The organism is Wolbachia endosymbiont (group B) of Germaria angustata, assembly GCF_964026725.1.
Classification (GTDB): Bacteria; Pseudomonadota; Alphaproteobacteria; order Rickettsiales; family Anaplasmataceae; genus Wolbachia; species Wolbachia pipientis_C.
Genome location: NZ_OZ034691.1, coordinates 1,096,153 through 1,122,204 on the forward strand (window position 1 = coordinate 1,096,153; position 26,052 = coordinate 1,122,204).

The window sequence follows — 26,052 nt, forward strand, 5'->3', positions numbered from 1 at the left end:
TCCATTATTCAGCCTTTTGGCCTAACCCTAGTGTCCAGTGATAGAAAATATCCGGAGACCTCTTTCTCACCTTTCCTAGAAATTGTCTTGCTAGTCTTCCGTGACTCCTGAGTCTCTTATATTTCCTTTTCACCCACTTTTCTAGATGCCGCTCTATATTCTTTAGAGATTTGTATACTTCAGTTCTGTAAAATTTGCCATAGTACTGATACCAGCCTCTGACTATTGGATTTACTTTTCCTGACATCTCCTCTAATGTTATATGCGTATTTCGTAGCATTTTCCATGACCTTATGGTTGTAGTAATCTTTTTCTTGGCCTTGTTGCTAATTGCTGGGAGAAATGAGACAAAATATTTCCCTATTTTATTTCTTGCTAACCTGGGTCTGAATGTGTAACCCAGAAAATCAAAACTTTGTTTAGGAAATCCACCACTCCTATTGTCATCCTTACAGTACACTATCTGTGTCTTTTCAGGATGTAATTTCAACTTATACTCAGCCAATCTTTCTTCGATCATTACTTTCACAAACTCTGCCTGTTTCTCTGTTCTGCAGTGTACTATCGCATCATCCACATACCTCTCAAATGGTACCGTCGGGTAGTTCTTTTTCATCCATATATCAAACACATGATGCATGAATATATTAGAGATGATTGGGCTAATTGAACCTCCTTGCGGAACTCCTTTATCCCTAACTACCTTACTGCCATCTGCTTGCTGAATGGGGGCTTTCATCCACCTCTCAACATACAGTATGACCCATTTGCAGTCTGTGTGCTTTTTGATAGCTTGCAATGCCAAGCCGTGGTCCAAATTGTCGAAAAATCCAGATATATCAAGATCTATCGTCCAATCGTACCTCCAGCATCTTTTACGAGCTGTATCTACCGCATCCAGTGCAGACTTATTTGGTCTATAACCATATGAATCCTCATGAAATTTTGGTTCTACCAGCGGCTCTAGATACATAGCAGCAGCCGTTTGCCCTATCCTGTCGAATACTGAAGGAACACATAAAATTCTTTGCCCTCCTGTATCTTTTGGTATCGCAACAGCTTTTACCGGCTCTGGAAAATAACTTCCGGATGACATCCTATTCCATAGTTTGTACAGATTATCTTTTAGATTTTCTTCAACCTTTGTTATCGAAACCTCATCCACACCAGCAGCACCTTTATTTTTCGATACTTGTTTATAAGCTCTCCAAATAAGTTGCTTTGATATATCAAAAGACTTTGTTTTACTCATTAACTCCTCCCTTTCGGTTGATAAATCATTAAAACTAAATAACTCAGCCCCTTCTCTCGATTTCCATTACAGAAACTTCTTCACTACTACGAGCTGATCCGCCCCTGTTTTTCGCATCGGTACTCTCATCCTTAGAGTTTAGCTCCTTGGATTTCTCCCTTATCATCGAAACGACAGGTTCCCGTAGTTCCACACAATAGCCTGAAATGGATTCATGCCACCTTTATGCCGGACGCCATCTATCCAGTAAACAAGCTCCCGATAGATTTATCCCAGGTTACAAACGACCCCCTGGTTTTGACGTCATTTAAAAGGTTTCGACACTTCATCAGTGGTTCACTTTCGTTCATCTCTCTATTCCTTACATGACATATAATTATGCCTTTTCCATAACGCTCACTACCTTACCAAAGCAGCTTATGGTTGTTTGAAGCCTGCTCTTGTAAACCGGCTCCGAGGGACCTACCCTCATCTACTGTGCAGCTTTTGCACTTAGTTTGCTCTTACTTGAACATTCTTTGTATCTCTACGGCACACCATTCGCTCCCTTTCTAACTCCAGTTTGCCAAAAGAGCATTTTGCTGTTCTCCGGTATTGACTTAGCACTCGCATTACAGAAAACTATAGAATACAAAACAGCTGTAATTAGAAGAAAAATTTTCACTTATATAATTTTGCTATAATGGTAAGTAACCTAACAGACAAGATCCCGTTTGTAAAGATGCACGGTACTGGCAATAGTTTTGTTATCATAGACTCACGTTCAGCAAATAATTTAGACTGGAATTATAGACAAATTGCTGATCAAGGCAGTTGTGATCAAGTGATAATTATAACAATGTCTAATGCTGCAAACTGCTTTATGTATATCTACAATGCTGACGGTAGTCGAGCTGAAATGTGTGGAAACGCAGCACGCTGTGTTGGATATTTGATAATGTTAGAAAAAGGTACTGAATATATCACTATTGAGCTGATAAATAATCGTATCTTAGAATGTTTTAAAGTAGGTGATAAATCAATAAAGGTCAATATGGGTAAACCACTGCTTAAATGGAATGAAATTCCTCTTTCTTGTGAATGCGATCCCCTTTATCTACCTATAGAGGTTGAAATGCTGAAAGAGCCAGTTGCAGTAAATATTGGTAACCCTCATATAGTTTTTTTTGTTGATAACATAAGCGAAATACCATTGCAGAATTTAGGACCAAAGCTAGAAAATCACGAATTATTTCCTCAGAAAACAAATGTTAGTATTGCACAAATAGAAAAATCTGGAGAAATAAACTTAAGAGTTTGGGAAAGAGGAACAGGTATTACTGCTTCATGTGGTAGTGCAGCTTGTGCGGCATTTGTTGCATCTGTACTTCGTAAGTGTTTGGCTACTAAACAAACTTCAGTAAATTTACCAGGAGGTAAGTTACTGATTGAGTGGTCAGGAAATATATTTATGACTGGCGATATAGGGTTTTTATGATCTAGGCCAAGCACTGACTCATTACTTCCAAAACTTTTTTACCAATCACCGCAGGAGTTTCTGCAATTGCAATTCCAGCACTCTTCATAACTTCTAACTTCGCACCAGCACTTCCTCCACTTGAAGAAATAATAGCTCCAGCGTGCCCCATACGTCTTCCTGGAGGTGCTGTTTGGCCTGCTACAAATCCAATAATTGGTTTTTTAGTTTTTTCCGCCTTTATAAAATGTGATACATCTTCTTCTTCGTTTCCACCTATTTCACCAATAACTACAATACCATGAGTATCGTCATCTTTTAAAAAGAGCTCCATACAGTCAACAAACGTAATGCCATGAACAGGATCGCCTCCAATTCCTATACATGTTGACTGACCAAGACCAACAGCGGTTGTTTGTGCTACCGCTTCATAAGTTAAAGTTCCAGAGCGAGACATAATTCCTATATGTCCACGTTTGTGAATATGTCCTGGCATAATTCCTATTTTGCATTCTTCGGGTGTAATAATTCCTGGACAGTTTGGCCCAATCAATCGGCTTTTTGAGCCAGTAAGTGCATGCTTCACTTTTACCATGTCAAGTATAGGAATGCCCTCTGTAATACAAACTATCAATTCTATTTTTGCATCTATTGCTTCAAGTATTGCAGCAGCAGCAAATTTAGCAGGTACATATATTACCGTAGCATTCGCATCAGTTTTTTCTCTAGCTTCTGCTACAGTATTAAAAACTGGTAAATTAAGGTGAGTGCTATCACCCTTTCCAGGAGTTACACCGCCAACCATTTTCGTCCCGTAGTCAATAGCTTGTTCTGAATGAAACGTACCTTGTGCACCAGTAAAACCCTGGCATATTAACCTTGTATCTTTATTTACTAAAACGGACATGCTTTATTTTACCTCTTTTACTATCTTTTGCGCGGCTTCATCTAGCTCATCTGCAGCAATAATATTTAATCCCGACTCTTCTAAAATTTTTTTTCCTTCTTCAAAATTAGTACCTGATAATCTAACCACTAGAGGAACTTTAATGCTCATTTCTTTTGCAGCCGCAACAATTCCACTTGCAATAATATCGCAACGCATTATACCACCAAATATGTTAACCAAAATTCCTTTTACGTTGCTATCAGACAATATGATTTTAAATGCTTCAGTTACAGTTTCTTTACTCGCTCCACCACCAACATCCAAAAAGTTAGCAGGCTCTGCTCCGTAGTACTTTATTATATCCATTGTTGCCATAGCAAGACCTGCACCGTTTACCATACAGCCAATATTGCCATCCATTTTTATATAACTGAGCCCATGCTTTGAAGCTTCTATTTCTTCTTTGACTTCTTCATCGTAATCACGTAGGCTCACGATTTCTGAATGACGGTATAGAGCATTGTCATCAAAATTAATTTTAGCATCAAGTGCAATAAAATCTCCAGCATTCGTTTCAACTAGTGGATTAATTTCTATCTGGCTCGCATCAGTTGTAATAAACGCATCATATATATTTTTTGCAATATTCGTTACCTTTCCTATTTGTTCTGAACTCAGATTAAAGCTATTGAAAAGCTTATTGTTATCAAGACTTGTAAAACCAGTAGCAGGGTCAATATTAAAATTCACAATCTTTGTAGGAGAATTTTTTGCCACTTCTTCGATATCCATTCCACCTTCTGAAGAAAATATAAATACTAGCCTACTAAGCTTTGGATCGACTACTAGACTCAAATAGTACTCTTTTTTAATGCTTGAACCTTCTTCAATGTATACTTTCTTTACCTGCTGTCCGCTTGACCCTGTTTGATGAGTAACTAAAGTTATGCCAAGCATGTCCTTTACAAGTTGTTGAGCTTCTTTAGTTGACTTTGCTAGCTTTACGCCACCAGCCTTACCCCTACCACCTGCATAAATCTGAGCTTTAACCACAAACACGTCAGATTTTAGTTGATTTATTTGAGTTTCTACTTCTTCTGCAGATGTAGCAACAAAACCCTTTGGTACCGGAACATTAAACTTGTGTAAAATTTCCTTTGCTTGATATTCGTGAATATTCATAAGATAACTAATTATTAACCTTAGTAAAAACTACCAACCATAACGCTGTCTTCTGCATTCTTGCTGATATCTCTTTTTCCTTGCTTCAGCTTTTTTTTTAGCTGTTTTCTCTGATTTCTTTTCGTGATATTTTTTTTTTATTTTGAGCCCTCTTCCTTCCTTTTGAATTATTTTTTTCAACACTGGAAGAGCTCTATCTACATCACCATAATGGACTGATACTTCAATCAAACTCTATACCTCCTTCGGTAATCACTTCAAAATCCATTTATAAATTAGAAAATTAACATTGTCAATTATTTTATAAACTTGAGCGATAGAATATGATATGCAGTGATTTATATGAAAAAAGCTTCATTCTGCTGTCAATCATTTACTTGCTGATAAAAATTGCTCTTAGGTTACAGTGCTCTTGTAATTTTTCTAATCTCGGGGCGGAGAGATTTGAACTCCCGACCCTTTGGTCCCAAACCAAATGCGCTACCAGGCTGCGCTACGCCCCGACTTCTTTACTAAGAGTATCGATAGTTCGGAAAAATGCAAGTTTCATTTATTTCTTTTAGGAAAAATATAATGCAGATTTCTTTATATAGAGTGTCAAGTTGCACTAGCCATATTAAAAAATCTAGCTATACCAATTGGTGAAGGTTAATGCAGCAACTACAGCAGTATCAACTCTCAAAATTCTTTTTCCTAGACTCAGTTTCTGACAAAATTTATTGGCAGAATCAAGTTCGCAAGATGAAAAACCACCTTCGGGGCCAACAATAATAGCAACGTTTTTCTTGCCTTTTAGAACTTTATTAGGAGGTTGTCCTTCACCTGTTTCATCACACAAAACAAAATTTTTATTCTGAGAATCGGATAATTCACAAAAATTAATAGGAAGAAAAATCTGTGGTATACTTGTCCTACCGGATTGTTCCGCAGCTTCAATTGCCTGTAATTTCGCTCTACTTAGGTTAATGTTTTTTACTACTGTACGTTCTGTTGAAATAAATTGAATGCAGGTTACTCCCATTTCAGTTGCTTGTCTTACTATGTTGCTTAAGGCGCCGCTTTTTACCAGAGCACAATACAAATATAGATTTTTTTCATGTTGTTGTTGTTTAGTGCGTTCTTTTATTATAATTTTTGTCGATTTATTTGATATATTCACTACTTCTCCTAACCATTCTCCATCCTTTCCATTAAAAAGATAGATGTTATCATGCTTCTTAAGCCGCATTACATTGTAAATATAGTGACTTTGTCGTGGATGAAGCGCCAAACTTACATTTTGTGATAAAGCTTCTTCAACATAAAGCCTAATTTTTTTCATTCAAAACTTTAGTTATTTGCATTCTGTTTGAGTGACTCTTACGGGATTTGAACCCGTGTTACCACCGTGAAAGGGTGGTGTCCTAACCACTAGACGAAAGAGTCGACTTGAATCTAACTGAGTTATATCGATTATACATATAAAGTCAATTCAATTATTTTGAATCACACAGTTAGAGTGATATATCAGTGATTTTATATCGACAGCCTCCTATTACCCCATGTTCAATGCTTACTGAACCTATCTCAGATTTAGGAGCTTTAGATCCTAATTCTAATTTTGTTCAACTTTTGTATCTGAATCATAGCCAGAATCGTATCCAGAATCTCTACGCTCAAAATTTTGCCTTATTTCTTTTACGTTAAAGCCAGCCTTGGTCTTGATTTGCTGACTCGCTGGCTTATTAGCACTTTGCTCATTTAGTTTTACTTGCAAATTATTCACTTTATCCTGTACTAATCCATGATAAGTCCCAGAATTATCTTTTATATGTTTTGCTTGTCTTTCTGATCTCTTTTTCGATAAATCTACCTTAGCATAAATAGGCTCTGGTTGCTCTTTATGATTTAAGCTAGTGGGCTTTTTTGCTCTGAGAAATCATCTACATCTTCATAAATAGGTTCTCCTGATATACTAGAACAACCACTATCTTCTAACAAACTCCTAAGAACCTTTTTCATCTATCGGCTCCTCTTTCATTAGTATATAACCAAATTCCTTTGCTTTTTTAAGCAAATTTTTGACTACTCTCTCTTTGTAAAGTGTTTCATAATAGTTCATTCCTTTCTCTACATATTCTTGTCCATATTTCAACATTTGATAAAAGATACATGCTAATTTCCTTGCTGTCGCAGTTATTGCTTTTGGTGCTCCTAGCCTTTTTTTCAGCCTTCTACTATATGCACCTATTGCACTTTTGCTTCTCAACACACAATGGGCAGCCATTCGAAATGCATTCGCAGCGCGGTTAATAACTTTACGAGTTCCTGTTCCAACAATTTTTCCTCCTGTAATTTTATTAGCAGGGCTTAATCCAAGCCAGGAAGAAAAATGTTTTTCTGTTGGCCATTTATTATGATTTATACCTGTTTCCGAAATGATAGTTTGTACACTTAATACATCAAATCCCGGGACTTTAGTAAAATCTATCCCGGTTATTCGATTTAAATCCTCATCCGCAGCAAAATCTGGACCATTCTTCTGCTTCCACTTTCGTATTTTATTCAACATCCTGTTCTCATTTGACTTTGCCTCAAATGTTTTATAGTAACTCTCTATACTTTTATCACATTCCGTTATTTGCTCTTGAAAAAAAGTATATGCTGCATATTCTTGTTTTAGTGCAAACAAGTGTTCTTCTCTATAGTCTCCTGTTAATGCTTTTGCTATAGTAGGCTTGTCATTCTTCATGTTTGAATTTCTAAATTCAGCTAGTTTTTGGGGGTCTTTCTCTCCTTCAATTATTGCTTTAATAATTTTCATGCCTGTTAAACCGTTGATATCACTAATAACCTTATGCAATTGAATATTCATTTGAATTAGCGCTTTTTGCATACGTTGAGTATGTTTAGCTGCATTTTCAATTAGATTAGCACGTTGTCTAACGTAACTACGCAATACACACATTTGATTATCCGGTCTAAATGATCCTTGAAGCAGTCCATAGCTGTGCAATTGTTGCAGCCATTGACAATCCTGAACATCAGACTTTCTACCAGGCACATTTTTGACATGTCGCGCATTTACTAGTTTTACCTCAAATTTATATGATTCTAATATTTGAAATAAGGGAATCCAATATACTCCAGTTGACTCCATGGCCACAGTTCTAACCTGACACTTTTTTAACCACTTTGCTAAGTTGTGTAGATCTACTGTAAAGCACCCAAATTTTTGGATACGTTGTTCATCTCTTCCTTCAGGTGCACATACATAATGTACAGTCGAGCCAATATCAATCCCTGATGCGTCAGGGTTTATTATTTTTAATTTACTTTTTGCTTCTGCCATATAAAATTCCTCCTATACTATTATGATAAGAAGCACTTCAGCTTGGGACGGTTAGGTTATACAATCTTCTAAACGAGGTAGTCCAGAAAGAACTCCATCAATGGCTTTACCGTTTCCCCCAAAACCATGCTTTCAAACGGGCATTTATAGCACCATTGATTGTTTCGGTTATAGCTGCAGAAGCGCTTCTTCGTAAAACTATATCCAAAAAACATAAAGTAAAGAGAAAGAGTTTCTTTTTGGTTTTATAGATTTCGTCTGTTCAGGCTTTCAGTGAAGTTGATTACGATAACCGCCTTTCACGTGGTAGAACTTATGCTAATACTGGTCGAGCTTTTGGTATTCAAATCAATGGTAATACAATTACAGCCAAAGTTAGTGGTTCAAGACCTCATCCATATAAAGTTAAAATAGTACTAAACAAATTAAATTCATCAGCTATCCGTTGTATTATTGAAAATTCTCCCTCTATATTACCTAAATTAATAAATAAACAATTACCAACACTTTTGTTTGATAAACTTAACGACTCAGGTATTAAATTATTTCCTTCGAATTGGGAAGAAATGAACGCAAGTTGCAATTGTCCTGATTGGGCTATGCCTTGTAAACATATTGCTGCTGTAATTTATCTTATTGCTGCAGAAATTGATAAAAACCCTTTCGTAATTTTCAATATTCATAAGTGATAGGTGTAATTGGTACTGCACCTGAAGCCAATGAGCAAAAATTTCCACTGAATAAACCAGTACTGATAGAAGGAAGCTTAAAAGAAGTAGCAAAACTTGGAAAGAGTGGCAGTTTACCTTCTGCAGTAAATGGAATATTTTCCCAGATTGGTGCAACAGTAGTAGTTATTCGAGTTAAAGAAAGTGAAAACAGCGATCCAAAATTAAAAGAAGAGGAGACGCTGAAGAATATAATTGGCGGTGTTGATAAAGAGACTGGAGAGTATCAAGGGATAGAGGCATTCCTCAGCAGTGAAAGTATAGTTCATGTTGCCCCAAGAATATTAATTGCACCTCAATTTACTCACCAACTACCAGAAGATGGCAAAAATTCAGTGGTTTCAGCATTAATTCCTATAGCAGAAAAATTAAGAGCTATAATAGTTGCAGATGGACCAAATACTAATGATGAAGAAGCAATCAAGTGGAGAAAAAGTGTAGGCAGCTCAAGAGTTTACGTAGTTGATCCATGGGTTAAGGTGTTTATTGAAGGAAAAGAAGAAATTTTGCCAGCAAGCCCATTTGTAGCTGGTTTAATAGCGAAAGTAGATAGCGAACAAGGATTCTGGCACTCACCTTCAAATAAAGAGATAAATGGTATTATTGGCACAAGCAGGCCTATTGATTTTACGCTTGGTAATACAAATTGTAGAGCAAATCACTTGAATGAAAATGAAGTAACAACAATAATTCATCAAAATGGCTACAGGCTTTGGGGAAATAGAACATGTTTAAATGATTCGAAATGGGCCTTTCTGTCAGTGAGGCGTACTGCAGATTTAATCAATGATAGTTTACTTCGAGCTCATCTATGGGCAGTTGATCGCAATATTACCAAAACTTATATAGATGATGTGATTGAGGGGGTGAATTCTTATTTGGCTAATTTAAAAGCGCAAGGAGCAATTATCAACGGAAAATGTTATGCAACCCCAGAACTCAATACACCAACAAATATTGCAAGTGGAAAAGTATATTTTGATTTTGAGTTTACACCGCCATATCCAGCAGAACAGATTACTTTCAGGTCACATCTTGTGAGTGGTACAATATTATAAAAATGGGAGAAAGAGATGTTACCGAAGATTTTAAAGAATTTTAATGTATTCGTAGATGGTCGTGGTTATGCAGGAAAAATAGATGAGATAACCTTGCCGAAGCTCACCATTAAAACTGAGAAATATAGAGCTGGTGGTATGGATATTCCAGTAAATATAGATATGGGGATGGAGAAACTTGAAGCAGATTTCACTTTTTCTGAATACGATACAGAGCTCTTTCGGCTTTTTGGGTTGATAAATGGAAATTCGGTAGCTTTGACGCTCCGTGATGGAATGCAAGGGGGTGGTAGTAATGATGTTGAAGGAGTAACAATCAACTTAAGAGGCATTTTTAAAGAATTTGACTTTGGTAGCTGGAAACCTGCTGAAAAAGCCACTCTAAAATGCACTGTAGCTGCCCATTACTACAAACTTACTATAGGTGGCAATGAATTGATAGAAATCGATGCTGAAAATATGATTAGAAAGATAAATGGTGTTGATCAAATGGCCTTGCTGCAAACGATTCTAGGGATTTAATGGAATAGATGGATGCTTTTTCATACAACCACTTTTTTATTGAAAAATTACTAATAATACTGTATAATTATTAACGGTTTTTAGGAATTTTTGCTATGGCTTTATCTAAATTTCTCGACCCTAAAAATGATATAGCATTTCGCCGTATCTTTGGTACTGAAAAGAATAAAGATATCCTCATTCACTTTCTAAATGATATTTTGAGCTTTACTGGCAAAAATGCAATACAGGATATAGAGTTTTTAAGTACTATTCAAGATCCTGATATTGCATCTAAAAAACAAAGTATTGTTGATGTGCTATGTAGAGATTCAACAGGAGTACAATGGATAATTGAGATGCAGGTCGCTAAAACCAAAGGCTTTGAAAAACGAGCTCAGTACTATGCTGCTAAAGCCTATTCAAGACAAGCTGACAAGGGTGATCAATGCCATGATCTTAAGGAAATTATTTTTATTGCTATAGCAGATTGTATACTGTTTCCTGATAAGTCTGAGTATAAATCAAAGCACACTATTCGCGATGAAGATACTAATGAGCACGATCTAAAAGATTTTTACTTTGTATTTATTGAATTGCCTAAATTTCCCAAAACTAAAGAAGATCAGCTTTCAAATATAGTTGAGAAGTGGGTATATTTTTTTAAGCACGCTGACGAAACAGGTGAAGAAGAGCTGGAAAGGATAATAGGAAATGACGTAATAATCAAAAAAGCTTATGAAGAGCTAAATAGGTTCAACTGGTCAGAAAAAGAATTTATTGCTTATGAACAAGAGGTCAAGCGTATTCGTGATGAACAAGCTGTTCTTGCTCAAAAACTCGATGATGCTACTCAAAAAGGTAGACAAGAAGGTAGACAAGAAGGCATCCAAATCGGCCATGAAAAAGGTAAAATTGAAGGTAAAATTGAAGTTGCCAAAAACTCACTCAAGGCCGGTGTATCTATAGATGTTATAGCTCAAATTACCGGTCTCTCTCATTCTGAAATTTCACAACTCAAAGAAAAAACATAATTATTCACTTCAATATTTATGAAAACCTTCTCTAAGCTAGAAATCTACCTAATTAAGAATCTAGTGAACTGTCTAAAATAGCTATAAAGATTGCACATAGAATTAGATAGATTACTACCATAACGAAACCCTCTTATCTAGCCTTCCATTTATTTTCCGATTTCAGTCTTATTGCCTATAATTTTTACTTCATCCATGTTAGTGCCAGGAACTCCAAACTTTTCCTTACCTTGCTGTATAGCTCTTATAATCATATCCTCATCTATAGACCGCATCGATTGCTCTCTTGGTGACAAAAGATTTTCATAGATCGGTTGCTCATATCGTGTCCCATTCATAAAACGAACAGCTAAGTCACCTAATATTAGTGCACTATTTACCACAGCGGTGCTTATTTCTGGCGCAACTGTAACATTTGATCTTACTTTTTCCCGATTAGAAGACCAGCTCCTATTAGGAATATTTCCTTTCGTTACAACTAGTGACTTTCTAGATTGTGGTATGGTAGCACTGTACATCTTTTCTAACCCTGAAGAGTATGCACCGGTATCTCCTAATTTATAATCTTCCGATTCTTTAGCAGCAAATTTGTTTGCCACACTTGATACTAATCCACCCACAGAACTTTTCACCCAGCCAAATAAATCATTTATCCACGAAGGTGGTCTTGCACCACTACTTATTATATTCTCGCTGCGGCGGTTACGAATTCTGTGTCTGCTTTGTTCATATCTATGCTTATGAGCCACTTGATCAACTAACACAACTTCTGATTCACTTTTTGCATGATTGAAAACATCATTATAGACTTGCTCACTATGCTCTTTTTTCACAATATTCATGTCTCTTGCAGTGCTTATTTCTTCCCTATGGTCTTTTAAGACTATTTCCTTATCAGCAAACTTTATAGATAATGTTTCCATTTTAAGCTCCTCATAAAACCCACTGAGTGTAATAGTACAAAAATCTTCTTGAGTGATATTAGCATCAAAAACATTTGTTATCATTAGATCAGTGCCATGCTCACGAACAAATGTATAGTTTCCTCCTTTTCTAGGTATGATAAGCTCAGTGTTCTCTTCTACGTCTCGACCTGTTACAATAATAACTCCTTTATCCTTTTCAAATACTAAAGGTTGTGGCCTTAAACTCCACTCATTGTTATCTAGGCTGATTTTCACAGGAAAATTATCCACAATCACATGAGTCTTATTATACCAATTAACCCCATCTTTTAATCTAACAGTAAAATACTCATGTTTTCTTATTTTACTTACAGATGAATCTTCCGTTCGCTCCGCCTCAATTACTGTTGCTTTTAATAACAAATCACTTTCAGATTTTAGAACTTTTAATTCAAAACTATCTTTATTCGAGAATTTACTTCTTGCTTGTTGTACTAAATTCCTTAAGTCAATTGTATTCACTGAACTTTCTGCATTAAGATCATAAACAACTACTTCAGGCAGAGGAAGCTTATTAATTTCAAACCCTTCACTCTCAGAATCAATCACATACACATTTTCACCACCATTGCCCACTAGATTACTCCTATGTAGTGGATTGTTATATATTACTTCATGGTTTCCACTTCCTATTACAACGGTTTCGTTACGTGATTGTATAAAGAAAGATATTTTCTTTAATCTGTTTGCCATAGTTAAGTAACTGTTTATAACCTCATCAACAGGTTGATTGGTATTCTCAAGCATATACAGGTTACCTTTATTTCCTATTTTTATTTCAGCATTATTACCTACTATATAAGAGGCATTAGCTGGAATATCTGAAATAATTATATCAAATTTCTCATTAATAGATTTACCTTTCAATGAAGGTGATAGAAAACTGAACGTAACATTCCTTATTGTATGAGTCATCTTTCCATAACCAGTATACCAATAATTGATATCTTTAACATTTTCAATATTGACACTTGCTAAGTCAAAAAGAGTATAGTTAAATAAAAAATTATGCTTTCTTTGTTGTGTAAAAGCATAGTCATATTCAATATTGATATTAGCTTTTCCCTCATCAGGAAGAATAATGTAATCAAAAATCCCGTGACGTGATTCATCTGAGTTATCTATTGTAGTGCTAGGTCTTACTATTATTTGCTTTCTATTAACACTATTACAATATGGTATAATAATATGATCAGGACTATCGTTACTTTTGCCGCCTTGACCGTCTACATATCTTATATCGCACCCATAGTCTATTATATCCTGCTTTCCTTTTCTACCATAAATTTTATGTATGTTCTTTATTACAATATCACTAGGCGAGAATATTGAACCATAATGGCTAGACAGTTTAAATTTAACATCTATGTAATCTCTATCTAAAGCAAACCCTGCTAAGTTTAGAGTGTTATTTCCATTGCCTCCATCTAATGTTCCTATAGTCTTGTTACCCACAAGGATAAAAACGTCATCTTTATCACCTCCAGTAAACTCCTTATCTCCATCATCTACTAAGAAAATATTAGGACTATCCCTAAATCCTGTTGCTTGATCTTTACCTTTTCCCAAAGCAATTAAAGTACTATTTCCTGTCCTATCAGCTAAATAGGAGAGACCTATTGCATTATGACAAAGATAAGCATTCTCACCTCCAATGCTAGAACGTATTGGGCCAGTAGGAAGACAGAATAACTTACCTATATTTGGATTATCTGGTTTTGCTCTATGCAAAATAACATTATCTACTTTGTTACCAAGAAGTGCTAGATTATCTAAATCCATTTGGAGCCTATGTGATACTTTTTGATCAGAATCTACAACTAACTTACCAGTAGGAAAAACATACCCTTCAATATCACTATGTCGTTTTAAGTACTCAAGTCCTTGATTAACTAGTTGGTTACTAACCTGTTTCTTTTCGATAAATTTTTCTATATACTGTTCAGGTTGCATACCCATAAATGCACGTAATCCTTCGATAAGTCTTTCATCTTCCTTGAGGTGAATAATCTGATCAATTTTATCAACTCTTTTTACTGCAATGTAAATATCAGTGCCAACAAACACTACAGCCCCAATTGTTGTACCAATAGGCCTAGTAACAGATGATACTCCTTCTAGCACTTCAAAAGCTTCAGCAACTTCTATACCAATCTCTGCAGCGTCAACCCCCAGATAAATACTATCTCCTACTATACCAACCAGTGCTTCTTCAGTACCATTTTTAAATGCTTTTATCTGATTTACTAGGTCATAGACAATAAAAGCAGAAGTACTACGAGCAAGAAAAGGAGATGCTGCTTTTAAAAATTGACTAACTAATAACTTTCCCTCTTCAGATAGTTTTAATCCTTTAAGAGATGCAGCTTCAGCAACTTTAGCAAATCCTTGACCACCTGCTATAAAACCAACATTGATTGCTACGCCTTGATAATTACCATTTAAAAAGTCAGCCAATATATTTTTAGCCATCATTCCGTGCATGGTCATTCCGGAGATTTTTCCTACCTTACTTAAATGATTCATGATTTTTTGATTGCCAATTAGCTTATTAACCAAACTTTGAGATTCACCAGTAACTTTTACCCCACTGGCCAATTGAATTAGCTGACTCTGCTTTCCCTCTGGCAAATCTTTAATGTAACTGACAAACTTTTCACTATCTATTTTAATTTTACTAAAATCTCTTTTTTCATCTTTCTCCTCATTAAACTCATCTACGTCTTCCCAGGTAAATAAACAGTTACTTTCAGCTTCTCTTTTCTGCCTATAACTTGGACTTGGCAAGCATTCATCCGCTACAAATCTACCCTTTTCTTCAAGATATTCTTTTACCTTCTCATATCCTCTATCAATAGCGCGTTCTAGAGGAGTAAAACCAAACTTATCACGGAGATAAAAGTCAGCTCCTTTATCTACAAGAAATTTCACTATTTCCAAATGACCATTCTGAGCAGCTAACAGCAGTGGTGTTCGTTTGTCATTGTTAACAGTATCAATGTTATAAAGTTTTTTATCTATAATATACCTTACTATTTCAAGCTTACCATTTTCAGCAGCTCGGTGTAGAGGAGAGGAACTATCATTGTCAACTCTGTACAAATCAGCATTATGATTTATAAGAAGCTTAATAAGAAGCTTAAAAAGATCCAAATTACCGTCCCAAGCAGCCTTGTGTAAATAGGTAAAACCAAATCTATTCTTAACTTCTGTAAGATATTTTACTATATCATCTTGCCCTCTATCAATAGCGCGTTCTAGAGGAGTAAAACCAAACTTATCACGGAGATAAAAGTCAGCTCCTTTATCTACAAGAAATTTCACTATTTCCAAATGACCATTCTGAGCAGCTAACAGCAGTGGTGTTCGTTTGTCATTGTTAACAATATCAATGTTATAAAGTTTTTTATCTATAATATACCTTACTATTTCAAGCTTACCATTTTCAGCAGCTCGGTGTAGAGGAGAGGAACTATCATTGTCAACTCTGTACAAATCAGCATTATGATTTATAAGAAGCTTAATAAGAAGCTTAAAAAGATCCAAATTACCGTCCCAAGCAGCCTTGTGTAAATAGGTAAAACCAAATCTATTCTTAACTTCTGTAAGATATTTTACTATATCATCTTGCCCTCTATCAATAGCGCGTTCTAGAGGAGTAAAACCAAACTTATCACGGAGATAAAAGTCAGCACCATTTCCTATAAGATATTTTGCTAATTCTAAGTTACCATTTTCAGCAACAAAATGTAAAGGAGCCATGTGCTGATTATCTAAAACATTGATATTAGCCTTTTTCTCACCTACGAGGTACTTTACCAACTCTATCCTACCATTTTCAAAGGCAAAATGTAGGGGGCTTTTTCCATATTTATCTAAGACATTAAAACTAACATGTTCTTCATCTACAAGGTATCTTGCTAATTCCAAGTTACCAAATAAAGCAGCAAAATGCAGAGGAGTAAAACCCTTTTCATACTTAATATCTAAATCAGCACCATTTTCTATAAGATACTTTACTATCTGTAAGTTAGAATTCTCAATAGCAAACCTGAGAGGAGAATAGCCATATTCATCGAGAGTATTGACAACTTTAAGCAATTTACTTGGATACCTCTCGCGTCTTAGATTGTCTAATATATTTTTAACCCCTTCTTCTCTATTACCCTCAATAAGTAGATTAAGTGGGGTATATTTACGCCCCTTGTAAGTAAAATCAAAATTATTAATCAATTTATTATACCTACTTGCATAATCCAAAACAGAAGTAACGTGACTTATATTTTCCTCTTTTATAGTAGAGCTCTTTATTAATTCCAGAGCTTTTTTCAGAACTTCTTCCTCTTTTTGCTGTTCTTGCAGTTTTAATCTTGTCACTTTTTGAACTAGCCTATGAATACTCAAGCTTTGCTTTTGTTTACCGTTTACCATAGAGTAATTTACAAGCAAATTGATAGCTGATTCTAATTTCGTTTGACTACCACCTGCTAAACTCAAAAACATTTCTCTCATAATATTTTCAGGTGCAAAGTAAGCCATGGTATTAAGAATATCTAAAGCCAACTGCCCACATTCTTCATCCTCTATTATTCTATCAAGCGTAACTTCCCAAACTGTATAAGTTGTTTTAGTATAACTATTATCCCATTCAAGCCCCTTATAGTTAATCAACTCCTTAGCCTTTTCCCTATATTTTTCCAAGTAACCTTCAAAATTACAGCTCTCTTGTGTTTCTTTTATATGTGCTATTGCTTGTTGTATAGCTAAAGGGAAATGCTGCAGTTCTTCTACTAAATTTCCTATTTGGTCATTCTGGGATTTATCTTCTATCTCTAGCCCTTTCTTTATAAATTTTATTGAATCATCTAAACTTAACGTGTCTAGATCTATAGCTCTTATTTTTTTGCCCCATTCTTTACTGCGGGAAGTAATCAAAATATAAGGTATTTTAACATTAGGCATTGAAATATTGAGTGGTAAAATTTTCTTTAAATGTTCCAATCCTTCAGCATTATCGAAAACAAAAAGACTCTTTTCTGTAGAGAAAGATTCAAACACTTCTTCTATAATGGACTTTACATGTTTTTCTTCTCCATCTGTATTTTTTATGGTAATCCCTAATTTATCTGAAGCCAGTCTATAAAATGAATTTGCAATTGTTTTATCATTTTCAGCATTTATCCATATAACATTGCTATAATGTTTTTCAGCGTATTCACAAATATACTTTTTGGCTAACTCAGTCTTACCTATTCCTCCTAAACCGCTAATTCTTGATACTTGTGATATTACTCCTATTCTACCCTGATCATGTAATGCTCTATGTAACTCTTCTAATTCTTCTGTCCTTCCAACAAATAATTCCGATGGATTTTCTGCATCAAACCAAACATCTTTTTGTGCTTGTTTATTGTTCTGCGCCTTTACAGTATGCTCTATTAAGTATTCTAGTTTTTGTTTTATTTCAACTACAGTACTGACTCGCGATTCAAAACTATTAAAAAAATCTTTCACTTCTTCGTAAGAAAGAAAACGTCCCTGTCTCTCTTTCATCCAATCTTGTACTACTCTTTGAAATTTATTATAAGCATCTTCACTCAAATTACCGGCATAATTAAACTTTTCTTCGAATTCCTTGCCTATTTTGTCTTGAAGGATTGTAGCTAGCTTATCTTCATTGGGCTGATTAACTGCAAATACTAATTCGCCAAAAAAATTTTTTATATTTTTTTCTAATCCACTATTTGCTATTTGTTTAAATTCCTTTTTCCATTTTTGAATTTGTTTCAATTTATTTTTTGAATCTTGATCTGACTTGTCTTGAAGTTTTTTTATTTCCGTTTCCAACTTCGGGATTGTTTCTTCCACAGCAACTTTAAATTCTTGTTGCACCGCTAGAGCCATATTATCTTTATCATCAAAAAGCTTATATCTCTTACCTCCATCTTTAAAGAAGACATCATTATCTTCAATCATTTTAACCAAAATTTCTTTTCCTTTATTTTTTCCTTTAGTTTGCATTTTCAACTTTTTTACTCCATTTTGTGCTGTATCTTGATCCAAATCAAAACCAATATTAGTACAGATAATAAAATCTTTCAGGACACCATCTGCAAAATCTTGATTATTTTTAATCTTTAGATAAGAAATGAAATACTTTGCCAATCCAAATTCACCATTTTTATCCTCTGTAAGTAAATCACCTATTCCAATTTTCTTATTGTCTTCATTTTGTTTGTGTTTTGCTTGCAAGAAACGATAACTTTTTCCTCTATTTTGATCATCATGTATAAATACCAAGTCATCAAATTTTTCAGCATTATCCCACTCTGTAGCTAAACGAAAAGAGTATCCTTCTTCTAGTCCACGCTTTAAAAATAACATTAACAATTTTAGCTGATAAATATTTCCATGAAGAGTATGCTTTAATCCAGAAGCAGGGTATGTTCTTGGATCACCCTCTTCGATTTTTGCTCCTTCAGGCTCTTCTTTTTTTATAGAGGAAATTCTTAGCTTTTTAGGAGAACCAACTTCTGGCTTATTTTCTCCAGTGTTTTCCCTTTTTAGAGATGAAGCTCCCTGTAATTCTTGAATAATATCTTGATCCAAAGATGTCTTACTCTTACTATTAAGATCTTCATTAATAACATCGAGAGGCGTCTGACCCCTATTATTTTTAGCTTTCGGGTTTATATCGCGAGTACTTAAAAGAAGTTTGACAATGTCTAGATGTCTTTTGCTGACAGCAACATGTAGTGGTGTATTACCATTATCATTGTAATCAGTATCATTAATATTATCTACTTGAGTAAGTAATTCTTTAATTGCATTAGTCTTGTCTAGCTGAGGATTACCTGTTCTATGCTCACGTATAGCAAGAAACAATTTGGCAATGTTAATATCATCAGGATTATACTGACGTCTTATTCTACGTTTAAACTGAAAAGATTTATCTTTTGCTTGTGAATTAATCTTTGTGCTCTTTAAATAACCCACTGAAGATTGTTTTTGTAGCATAAAACTCCCTCTATTTAACTCAAAACCTAAACTTTATATTCCATACATACTAGTAAATAAAGTTGGCAATGCAAATAGCTTGTATAAATACTTTATCTTAGAGCTATCTTTAATTTAGCAGCATATTCTACTAAAATTTAATAAAATAACCATTCCCAGAGATCAAGGACTGTGAAAAGTATTTTTCTTGGGATTAGTTGATTTATTAAATATTGTACACAAACTTTTCTTTATATCAATCTATTTCTTGGTTTGACACACTTTTTTGAACATTACCTTAGATTATGGTCATTTTACCTCACTTTTACTTGCTCTATCTTTCTTTATATAAACATTTCTCCTCCTTCCCAGCAAGTCTAATGCTGAACGGAAAATTAGGCATTATGTCATCTACCGTAAAAACTCACATTTTACACAATCACAGCGAGGAACTTGAACAGATAATTTCGTTATACTTAATACGGAAACAAAGCAACCTAACCCTTTTCATAATCTTATATCTATCGTTTCTTAAACCACTCTCCTGAACGGACAATGGCATCAATTTAAGGAAAAATATCAGTGATTGTATAGCTGCAATAAAGTTGATAAGCCTAAACGCCATCAGTCTTTAGGAGAGTTTGTTAATGAAGGCTCTTAAGTTGACGCTATTGCCTGAACGGATACCAAATGAATCTCCTACCTCCATATCATTCGCGTTATTTGTCATAACATTGTCATTAAAAGCATCAGTACTAATAAAATTATATTTATCATAAAGAGAGGTAACTACACTGCTTTGAGTTAACCTAATATCCTCTTTTGCTCATTGATTTCCACGTCCACGACCTCTGGGAACATTACTAACTCCTGGAGATTCTAACTCACTTCTAGGGCTCATACCACGCCCACGACCCCTAGAAACACTACTAATTCCTGGAGATTCTAACTCACTTCTTCTCACACCACGCCCACGACCTCTGGGAACACTACTAATCCCTGTAGATTCTAAAGTCCGCCGATCTTCTCCTTGTTGTTCTACTGTATCAGGATGTATCATATGAATAGAACTATGAACTACTATAGCAGGAATAAACTCATCACTTGTTAATATTAAAGAATTTTTATCTTTAGCCCCTATATTAACAACTACACCCATGAAAAACATTTTATCACTATCTGTGATTGCTTTCAGTGCTGCCCCTTTAGCATATCTAATATTTTGTTCTTTTGTTAATTTATCAACTTCCTGTTTCAGCTGATCTTGATTTAAATTTTTATCTATAAGCTTAAATTCCAGCGCTATAGGAGTGTATTCTTTAGTACCCTGAGGTGAAGGACCAATACCTTGTATTACCATATCTACATGACCACCTGTTCCTACTTGAAATTCAGGTATAATTATAATTTTTGCAGAATCTTCTTGGTTTGTAGAAGTCTCTTTTAGCTTCAAATCACTATAACTACTAAGGAAGCCATTAAGCACAGCTTGTAATCTTGCTTCATTTGTAATCAAACCTTTAACAGGGTAAATCGCATCTGCTATCTCAGTAAGTAGACTTTTATAACCTAGCAATAAGTCTGTACCTTCAGAAGAAGTAGCATATTGAGAAGTAATTGCTTGATTAAATTTTGCCTTTAATTCATCAGAATTAGGTATCTTAAGAAAACTACCTGTAAATTGTTGATCGGCACCACTTGGTTTATATTTACTTATCTGTTCTATTTTAAAAAGGTCTTCAAAAGATAATCCTGTTTCATATTTTTTTAGACTCATTTTAATTTCTACGGCATTTCCTACTTTTCCTATTTCAGGTATGTTCAGTACTGGAATTTTTTTATCAGCATAGAATTCCTTTGTATTGGACTCTCGTATATGAAAAATGAATGCTGTTTTTTCTTGTCCTTCATTACCTTGAACAAGTATTAATGTCATAACTGGGCTTTTAGATAAAGTGTATTCTGTTCCCTGAGGCCAGTTCAGCGGGTACTCATCATATGAGTATATATATTTTTTTTTACGTTATCCTGATCTTGACCAATCTCGTTAATTAAAATTGATTGACCTAATATATCTCTACTGAAATAGTAATGATCTTTTGTTTCTTTATTCGCTGGAAAAGTATGGTATTCGCTTGATAACAAATCTTTTACCTTTCGCTTAAAAACTTCCTCAGAAATTGATTGATTATCCCACTCGCCAACTAGTTCGATAAATTCCTCCATCAAAGGAGCTGGTGGTTGTTTAATAGGTTTTACTTCAGTTTTAAATGGTTCTTTGAGATCTAAATTTAACCCAACAGCAATAGCATTCTCCGCATTGGTTAAGATCCTCATCTTATTTGGTCTAAAACCTTCAATGTAACCTTTAGCTTGCTCCAGCGCATCACTTGGATCAACTTGTCCTTCAGTTCCAGCCTTGAGTTCAATAAGAATTGGAACTGAATCAATAGCACGATCAGGTCCACGAACAAGCAAAACAATATCAGCATAACCTCCTCCAGCAAATTGTTCCAGATAGAGTTTGGTATTATCACGATATCGAAAGTTATCAAACATTCCTGCTACAAAACCATGTTGACCAGCTTCACGAGCTTTAATGCCATAAACATTAGCTTGCAAGTCTAAATTGGTGTGAATTTTTTTAATATAATTTAGAATGTCTTCGAGATTTTCCTTAGCTTGACGTGTATCTGAACTGACAAGCTTTTCTATATAATCCTCTAGGTAAATAGATTTACCCAGCTTTTTTGTCACTTCTTGAAACTTTACTGTAGGCTCAATAGGTTGATCTATAATCTTCTTTTTACTTTCTACCTTAATGTTTATTTTTTCATCTTCTCCATCACTCTTTAAGGTATATCCCTTTACTGACGTAAGTCTTGATAACTCTTTTCTAACATCATCACTAAGATCCTTACCTGATTTACCTAGAAACTGCTTGATTTCATCAAAAAATTTATTTTTAAACGCATCATTACCCTTTAACTCACCAGAATCAATTTGCATTGTTTGAATATTTCCATATATATCCTTAGCTTTATACTCCAATACGTTATTCTTCAGATATAAATGTAACTTCTTCGACTTAACATCCTTGTCTGACTTTGGTCTGCTTTTTACTAACTCATACTTATCTTTCAAAATTTTTATCACATCAATTTGAAGCTTACGTTCGTCTAATGGAGTGTAATCTCTACCCATCACATTCTTCCACTCACCTGTGGTGAATTCAAAATTCCTAGTGCGTGTTTGTGGGGAGTTAGAATGTTGAGCTTCTATATCTTCAGTGAAAATAAAAACATGTGTTTTGGATTCTGTTTCTGCTACAACTTTTAAAGTTCTTGCTCCTTCAAAATGAAAATGTAACTTTTTTATACCTAGCTTATCGTTAAGCTTAGTATCTAACACACTGGAAAACCAACCTAGAAATCGATGAGGAAAAAAACCAGCCTTTTCACTAGAGTGCAAATAAGATTGTATTTGATCAACCAATGATTGAAATCTTGCTTCAAAGGACTTATCCAGTAGATCTGCAGAGGTTGAAGGGTCTACTTTCCCAAAAAGTAACTCTATTAGTTCAAAATCTTGTGATTTCTCTTGTTGTTGATTGTTATCAACCATAACTACCTCCTGATTTTAACCTTATTTTAACCTTTTACAATCTTTACTCTCACTAAAATTCTTTGTATGCTTTCGTTTAAGTCTAAGTAACTGAATTTTCAAAAAGAGAAACTCTACACTTTGCTTCTAATATCAGTAACTTCCTGTTTTACAGATTCTACATCTAATGATGCACTTGGTAACTGACTATCACCTGCTCCGCTATCTAATTGCCTGTTTCTAATTCTAGTGAATATCTCATGTATTGATTTATCTTCTTCCATAATAGATTGCATTTGCTCTTGATTAAGAGATTTTATAATTTCCGGCAATACCTTAATATCCGCATTCTTTTTGATCAGACAAGCAATTCTATTCCTAGATGCATATCCTATACCCAACTTATCTAAAAAGTGTTGCTTATGAGTTTCAAAGCCAGAACGATTCCACATGGAGGTGAGCATGTCACTACCAGATTTAATAAAACTATCATCTGGTACAGAAACAAGTGAGTCCAATGCTCCAAACATTGATGTACTATAACCTTCAAGAGATAAATCTTCTGACTTTAAATGTTCAAATAGCTTTTTGGCACTTTCAAAGAAATAACCTGCTGTTAGCGTGCTTAACGTATAATGATACTTATTTTGCTTAAAATCCCTTTTCAATAACTCATGATACTTATCTTCATGAAGGTTACGTAGACAAAAATCAACCATTCCAACATCGTCAGCAGAAAAACGTCCTTTATTATATGCCACTTCCATCAACAAATCTTCTTTCCTTTTCGAAGACACAGAATCAATTGATTGTAACTTATCCCAGAAGAATTCCAAAGCTTCAACATACTTTTCTAGCATCGCAGATTTAAAAGCATAAACGTATGGATGCTCATTATTTAACTTCAACTGATGTTCCTGGTTATTTATAGCATGTGACCAGTAGATCATTAAAGCCCCGTTATTACATCCCTTAACTAAACTCTCTACTGTCTTATTACCTAACGTTAATTTAAATTCTTCAAAAATAGCTCTTATCTCGTCTTCAAAACAACACCAGCATGCAATCCTGTAGCGATCAAAGGGTCTAATAAGACTTCTTTGCCCATCTAAAGTTTTCAAGGCTAACAATTTTTCCCCGAAAGTATACCTATTGAGTCTAATTTGTCCTGAAGCATCTTCTATCTTCCAACAAGTTTCATCTTCTAAAACTTTCTTAAAAAGGGATGGTATTATTGTGCTATCCCATTTATTCAGCAATGTCTGATATGCAATACACCATCTTTTAATCTCTAACTCTTTAAGCCCTTTATGAGGATCATCCTCTTTAATGGAAGTTAGTAATACCTTTTGTACATTTTCGTAACCCATACTTACCCCCCCTAACAAGATTTAATATATTTTAGACATGTTGCTCTACCTTTAAAACTTTGTCAATTACCATTATGTATAGAAAAATTTTCTAACCCAAAGTAGTTTTAGGCAAAAGACCCTTAATAGACTCAATACATGACATTTTATTTATTTTGAATTTTGTTTCATCATGAGCTTGTCTTCATTATTCTTCCGCAAGTAAATCAATATTAATTTAGCAAAACATATTATTAAGATCTCAGGTAAGATAACCGTTTTCAGCACTCAAAACCAAGGGCGGTGAGAGCTTTTTGTTTTGGGATGTGTTGGTCTACCATGTGTACCGTACGAACTTTATTTATATGGTAATTTCACTGTAAGCTAAAACCAGCTATATTGGATCACTTTCGCTAAATCTACGTACGAACTGGTTTGCCTAATTTTGTTGTAACAATCTCAAGCTTTTATTTTTACAACCCTATTTTTACGCAACGCGTTCTCGTAAATATACGTACTATTTTTGTGTTTTTGGGGAAAGTAAATAATTAAATCCTTTACGACGCTAATTCGCAGTATGTTTCTAATGCTATTTTCACTGCTTCAAATATAATTGACATTATATTTAAAACATATTAGACTTAGTTATATAATAATAGAATTTATATATATGATATCTGTAGAAATTAATAATTTAAATCAAGGATGGCGTTGGCGTAAATAATTTTACATCAATTTTAGGCTTTGTTTGAATTGTAGTTTTTATAGGGTATCACGATGTTGTTTTCCGTCATTTTTAAAGCTTTCTATTATAAGAAGTATCTTTTAGCGTTTCTATCTGTCCTGTTTTTTACTGTTGCAGTTTATGCTAATCATAAAAATATTGGTATTATTGTACCTCTTGAACATGAAGCAATGACTCAGATTGTTAATGGAATTAAAGAATCGTTGCAAGACCAGAGTGTTAAAATTACAGTTAAAAATGCTCATGGGGATCCTAATGTTTTACTCACAATAATTAAGCAAATGCAGCAGCAAGACATACTCATGCCTATTGGTTCTTCTACCTCTCTAATGACTATTTCTCATATAAAAAATAAACCTATCGTTTGTGTAGCTGCAGCAATAAATAACAAAAATCATCCCTTGGTGACCGGGGTTAATGATGAAATATCGATAATAAAGTTAGTTGATAAACTACCATCGTTGTATGATATAACATTATTATATAGTAGTAGTGAAAAAGTAGCACCTGCAGTAAAAGAATTAAAATTATATGCAGAAAAAAATAATATTGTTCTCCATAAAATGATGATAAATAACTTGACTGATCTCCCGCTAGCGGTAAAAAATAGCCCTAAAAATACGCAAGCTTTTCTAATCTTAAAGGATCATTTACTAGCAAGTGGCATAAATATCTTAAAACAAGAAGCGGATAATAGATCAATTCCTATAATTGCTTCAGATGAAGGGTCAGTAATTGACGGTGCAACTATAGCAATAGGGGTACGAGAAAAGGAAATTGGAGTTAATAGTGGATTAATTGCCAAAGATGTTTTAAACGGCATTCTCCCTAAAAATATTCCTTTTAAGCTTATGGATAGTTTAATGCTCTTTATTAATTCTAAATCATTTTCTAGACAAAAGATTCTAACTAAACTTGAAATATCTTCTTTACCATTTCAGCGTATAGAAATTGAGTAACAAA

Annotated in this window: 18 protein-coding genes, 2 tRNA genes and 1 pseudogene; 7 read left to right on the forward strand and 14 right to left on the reverse strand. The window is 34.4% G+C overall.

Annotation, left to right across the window (positions count from 1 at the left end; all coding sequences use genetic code 11):
- Nucleotides 1-4 precede the first annotated feature (4 nt).
- On the reverse strand, nt 5-1,252 hold the full coding sequence (gene ltrA, locus AAGD63_RS05375; protein ID WP_341813289.1) for a group II intron reverse transcriptase/maturase: 1,248 nt from the start codon (nt 1,250-1,252) through the stop codon (nt 5-7).
- Nucleotides 1,253-1,295: 43 nt separating this feature from the next.
- Complete coding sequence (locus AAGD63_RS05380) at nt 1,296-1,445, reverse strand: hypothetical protein (protein ID WP_265024380.1); 150 nt, start codon at nt 1,443-1,445, stop codon at nt 1,296-1,298.
- A gap of 489 nt (nt 1,446-1,934) precedes the next feature.
- Here AAGD63_RS05380 and dapF point away from each other — a divergent pair, with 489 nt between their 5' ends.
- Nucleotides 1,935-2,729, forward strand: a complete 795-nt coding sequence (gene dapF, locus AAGD63_RS05385) for a diaminopimelate epimerase (RefSeq protein ID WP_006014484.1) — start codon at nt 1,935-1,937, stop codon at nt 2,727-2,729.
- 1 nt (nt 2,730) lies between these two features.
- On the opposite strand, the gene sucD is transcribed toward dapF, so the two are convergent.
- The 8 genes from sucD to AAGD63_RS05425 form a co-directional block, all read right to left on the reverse strand.
- A complete protein-coding gene (gene sucD, locus AAGD63_RS05390) occupies nt 2,731-3,615 on the reverse strand; it encodes a succinate--CoA ligase subunit alpha (RefSeq protein WP_341813290.1) in 885 nt (294 codons plus the stop codon).
- Between the two features lie 3 nt (nt 3,616-3,618).
- Complete coding sequence (gene sucC / locus AAGD63_RS05395) at nt 3,619-4,779, reverse strand: ADP-forming succinate--CoA ligase subunit beta (RefSeq protein ID WP_341813291.1); 1,161 nt, start codon at nt 4,777-4,779, stop codon at nt 3,619-3,621.
- Nucleotides 4,780-4,809: 30 nt separating this feature from the next.
- Entirely contained in the window at nt 4,810-5,010 is a 201-nt protein-coding gene (gene rpsU / locus AAGD63_RS05400) for a 30S ribosomal protein S21 (protein ID WP_341813292.1), read from the reverse strand.
- A 198-nt stretch (nt 5,011-5,208) separates the two neighbouring features.
- Nucleotides 5,209-5,282, reverse strand: a tRNA-Pro gene (locus AAGD63_RS05405).
- Nucleotides 5,283-5,404: 122 nt separating this feature from the next.
- A complete protein-coding gene (locus tag AAGD63_RS05410) occupies nt 5,405-6,100 on the reverse strand; it encodes a 16S rRNA (uracil(1498)-N(3))-methyltransferase (protein WP_341813293.1) in 696 nt (231 codons plus the stop codon).
- 32 nt (nt 6,101-6,132) lie between these two features.
- Nucleotides 6,133-6,204, reverse strand: a tRNA-Glu gene (locus tag AAGD63_RS05415).
- A 169-nt stretch (nt 6,205-6,373) separates the two neighbouring features.
- Nucleotides 6,374-6,544, reverse strand: coding sequence for a hypothetical protein (locus AAGD63_RS05420; protein ID WP_341813294.1), 171 nt, complete (start codon nt 6,542-6,544; stop codon nt 6,374-6,376).
- 219 nt (nt 6,545-6,763) lie between these two features.
- A complete protein-coding gene (locus AAGD63_RS05425) occupies nt 6,764-8,110 on the reverse strand; it encodes an IS110 family transposase (RefSeq protein ID WP_341813038.1) in 1,347 nt (448 codons plus the stop codon).
- Between the two features lie 509 nt (nt 8,111-8,619).
- On the opposite strand from AAGD63_RS05425, the gene AAGD63_RS05430 reads away from it, so the two are divergent.
- From AAGD63_RS05430 to AAGD63_RS05445, 4 genes are all read left to right on the forward strand, one after another.
- On the forward strand, nt 8,620-8,799 hold the full coding sequence (locus AAGD63_RS05430) for an SWIM zinc finger family protein (protein WP_341813039.1): 180 nt from the start codon (nt 8,620-8,622) through the stop codon (nt 8,797-8,799).
- A complete protein-coding gene (locus AAGD63_RS05435) occupies nt 8,796-9,896 on the forward strand; it encodes a phage tail sheath subtilisin-like domain-containing protein (RefSeq protein WP_341813040.1) in 1,101 nt (366 codons plus the stop codon). The genes AAGD63_RS05430 and AAGD63_RS05435 overlap by 4 nt, the downstream gene beginning before the upstream one ends.
- A gap of 15 nt (nt 9,897-9,911) precedes the next feature.
- On the forward strand, nt 9,912-10,418 hold the full coding sequence (locus tag AAGD63_RS05440; protein ID WP_341813041.1) for a phage major tail tube protein: 507 nt from the start codon (nt 9,912-9,914) through the stop codon (nt 10,416-10,418).
- A 95-nt stretch (nt 10,419-10,513) separates the two neighbouring features.
- Nucleotides 10,514-11,431 (forward strand): Rpn family recombination-promoting nuclease/putative transposase, encoded by a 918-nt coding sequence (locus AAGD63_RS05445; protein WP_341813295.1) that lies wholly within the window; start codon nt 10,514-10,516, stop codon nt 11,429-11,431.
- Nucleotides 11,432-11,580: 149 nt separating this feature from the next.
- Here the strand turns inward: AAGD63_RS05445 and AAGD63_RS05450 are convergent, their stop codons facing one another.
- On the reverse strand, nt 11,581-19,413 hold the full coding sequence (locus AAGD63_RS05450) for an ankyrin repeat domain-containing protein (RefSeq protein ID WP_341813296.1): 7,833 nt from the start codon (nt 19,411-19,413) through the stop codon (nt 11,581-11,583).
- A 349-nt stretch (nt 19,414-19,762) separates the two neighbouring features.
- Between AAGD63_RS05450 and AAGD63_RS06175 the strand changes: the two are divergent.
- Nucleotides 19,763-19,927, forward strand: a pseudogene (locus AAGD63_RS06175) (IS66 family transposase); the annotation flags it as partial.
- Nucleotides 19,928-20,218: 291 nt separating this feature from the next.
- On the opposite strand, the gene AAGD63_RS05455 reads toward AAGD63_RS06175, so the two are convergent.
- From AAGD63_RS05455 to AAGD63_RS05465, 3 genes are all read right to left on the reverse strand, one after another.
- Nucleotides 20,219-21,328 (reverse strand): hypothetical protein, encoded by a 1,110-nt coding sequence (locus tag AAGD63_RS05455; RefSeq protein WP_341813297.1) that lies wholly within the window; start codon nt 21,326-21,328, stop codon nt 20,219-20,221.
- A 44-nt stretch (nt 21,329-21,372) separates the two neighbouring features.
- Nucleotides 21,373-23,016, reverse strand: coding sequence for a hypothetical protein (locus AAGD63_RS05460; RefSeq protein ID WP_341813298.1), 1,644 nt, complete (start codon nt 23,014-23,016; stop codon nt 21,373-21,375).
- Between the two features lie 113 nt (nt 23,017-23,129).
- Nucleotides 23,130-24,365, reverse strand: coding sequence for a hypothetical protein (locus tag AAGD63_RS05465; RefSeq protein WP_341813299.1), 1,236 nt, complete (start codon nt 24,363-24,365; stop codon nt 23,130-23,132).
- A gap of 756 nt (nt 24,366-25,121) precedes the next feature.
- On the opposite strand from AAGD63_RS05465, the gene AAGD63_RS05470 reads away from it, so the two are divergent.
- Nucleotides 25,122-26,048: an ABC transporter substrate binding protein gene (locus AAGD63_RS05470; RefSeq protein ID WP_208571533.1), complete on the forward strand. Its 927-nt coding sequence runs from the start codon at nt 25,122-25,124 to the stop codon at nt 26,046-26,048.
- Nucleotides 26,049-26,052 lie beyond the last annotated feature (4 nt).

Coding starts and splice junctions, on each gene's coding strand:
- ltrA (WP_341813289.1), bottom strand. CDS start 1,252: ATGAGTAAAACAAAGTCTTTTGATATATCAAAGCAACTTATTTGGAGA.
- dapF (WP_006014484.1), top strand. CDS start 1,935: ATGGTAAGTAACCTAACAGACAAGATCCCGTTTGTAAAGATGCACGGT.
- sucD (WP_341813290.1), bottom strand. CDS start 3,615: ATGTCCGTTTTAGTAAATAAAGATACAAGGTTAATATGCCAGGGTTTT.
- sucC (WP_341813291.1), bottom strand. CDS start 4,779: ATGAATATTCACGAATATCAAGCAAAGGAAATTTTACACAAGTTTAAT.
- AAGD63_RS05410 (WP_341813293.1), bottom strand. CDS start 6,100: ATGAAAAAAATTAGGCTTTATGTTGAAGAAGCTTTATCACAAAATGTA.
- AAGD63_RS05425 (WP_341813038.1), bottom strand. CDS start 8,110: ATGGCAGAAGCAAAAAGTAAATTAAAAATAATAAACCCTGACGCATCA.
- AAGD63_RS05440 (WP_341813041.1), top strand. CDS start 9,912: ATGTTACCGAAGATTTTAAAGAATTTTAATGTATTCGTAGATGGTCGT.
- AAGD63_RS05445 (WP_341813295.1), top strand. CDS start 10,514: ATGGCTTTATCTAAATTTCTCGACCCTAAAAATGATATAGCATTTCGC.
- AAGD63_RS05450 (WP_341813296.1), bottom strand. CDS start 19,413: ATGCTACAAAAACAATCTTCAGTGGGTTATTTAAAGAGCACAAAGATT.
- AAGD63_RS05455 (WP_341813297.1), bottom strand. CDS start 21,328: ATGACATTAATACTTGTTCAAGGTAATGAAGGACAAGAAAAAACAGCA.
- AAGD63_RS05460 (WP_341813298.1), bottom strand. CDS start 23,016: ATGGTTGATAACAATCAACAACAAGAGAAATCACAAGATTTTGAACTA.
- AAGD63_RS05465 (WP_341813299.1), bottom strand. CDS start 24,365: ATGGGTTACGAAAATGTACAAAAGGTATTACTAACTTCCATTAAAGAG.
- AAGD63_RS05470 (WP_208571533.1), top strand. CDS start 25,122: ATGTTGTTTTCCGTCATTTTTAAAGCTTTCTATTATAAGAAGTATCTT.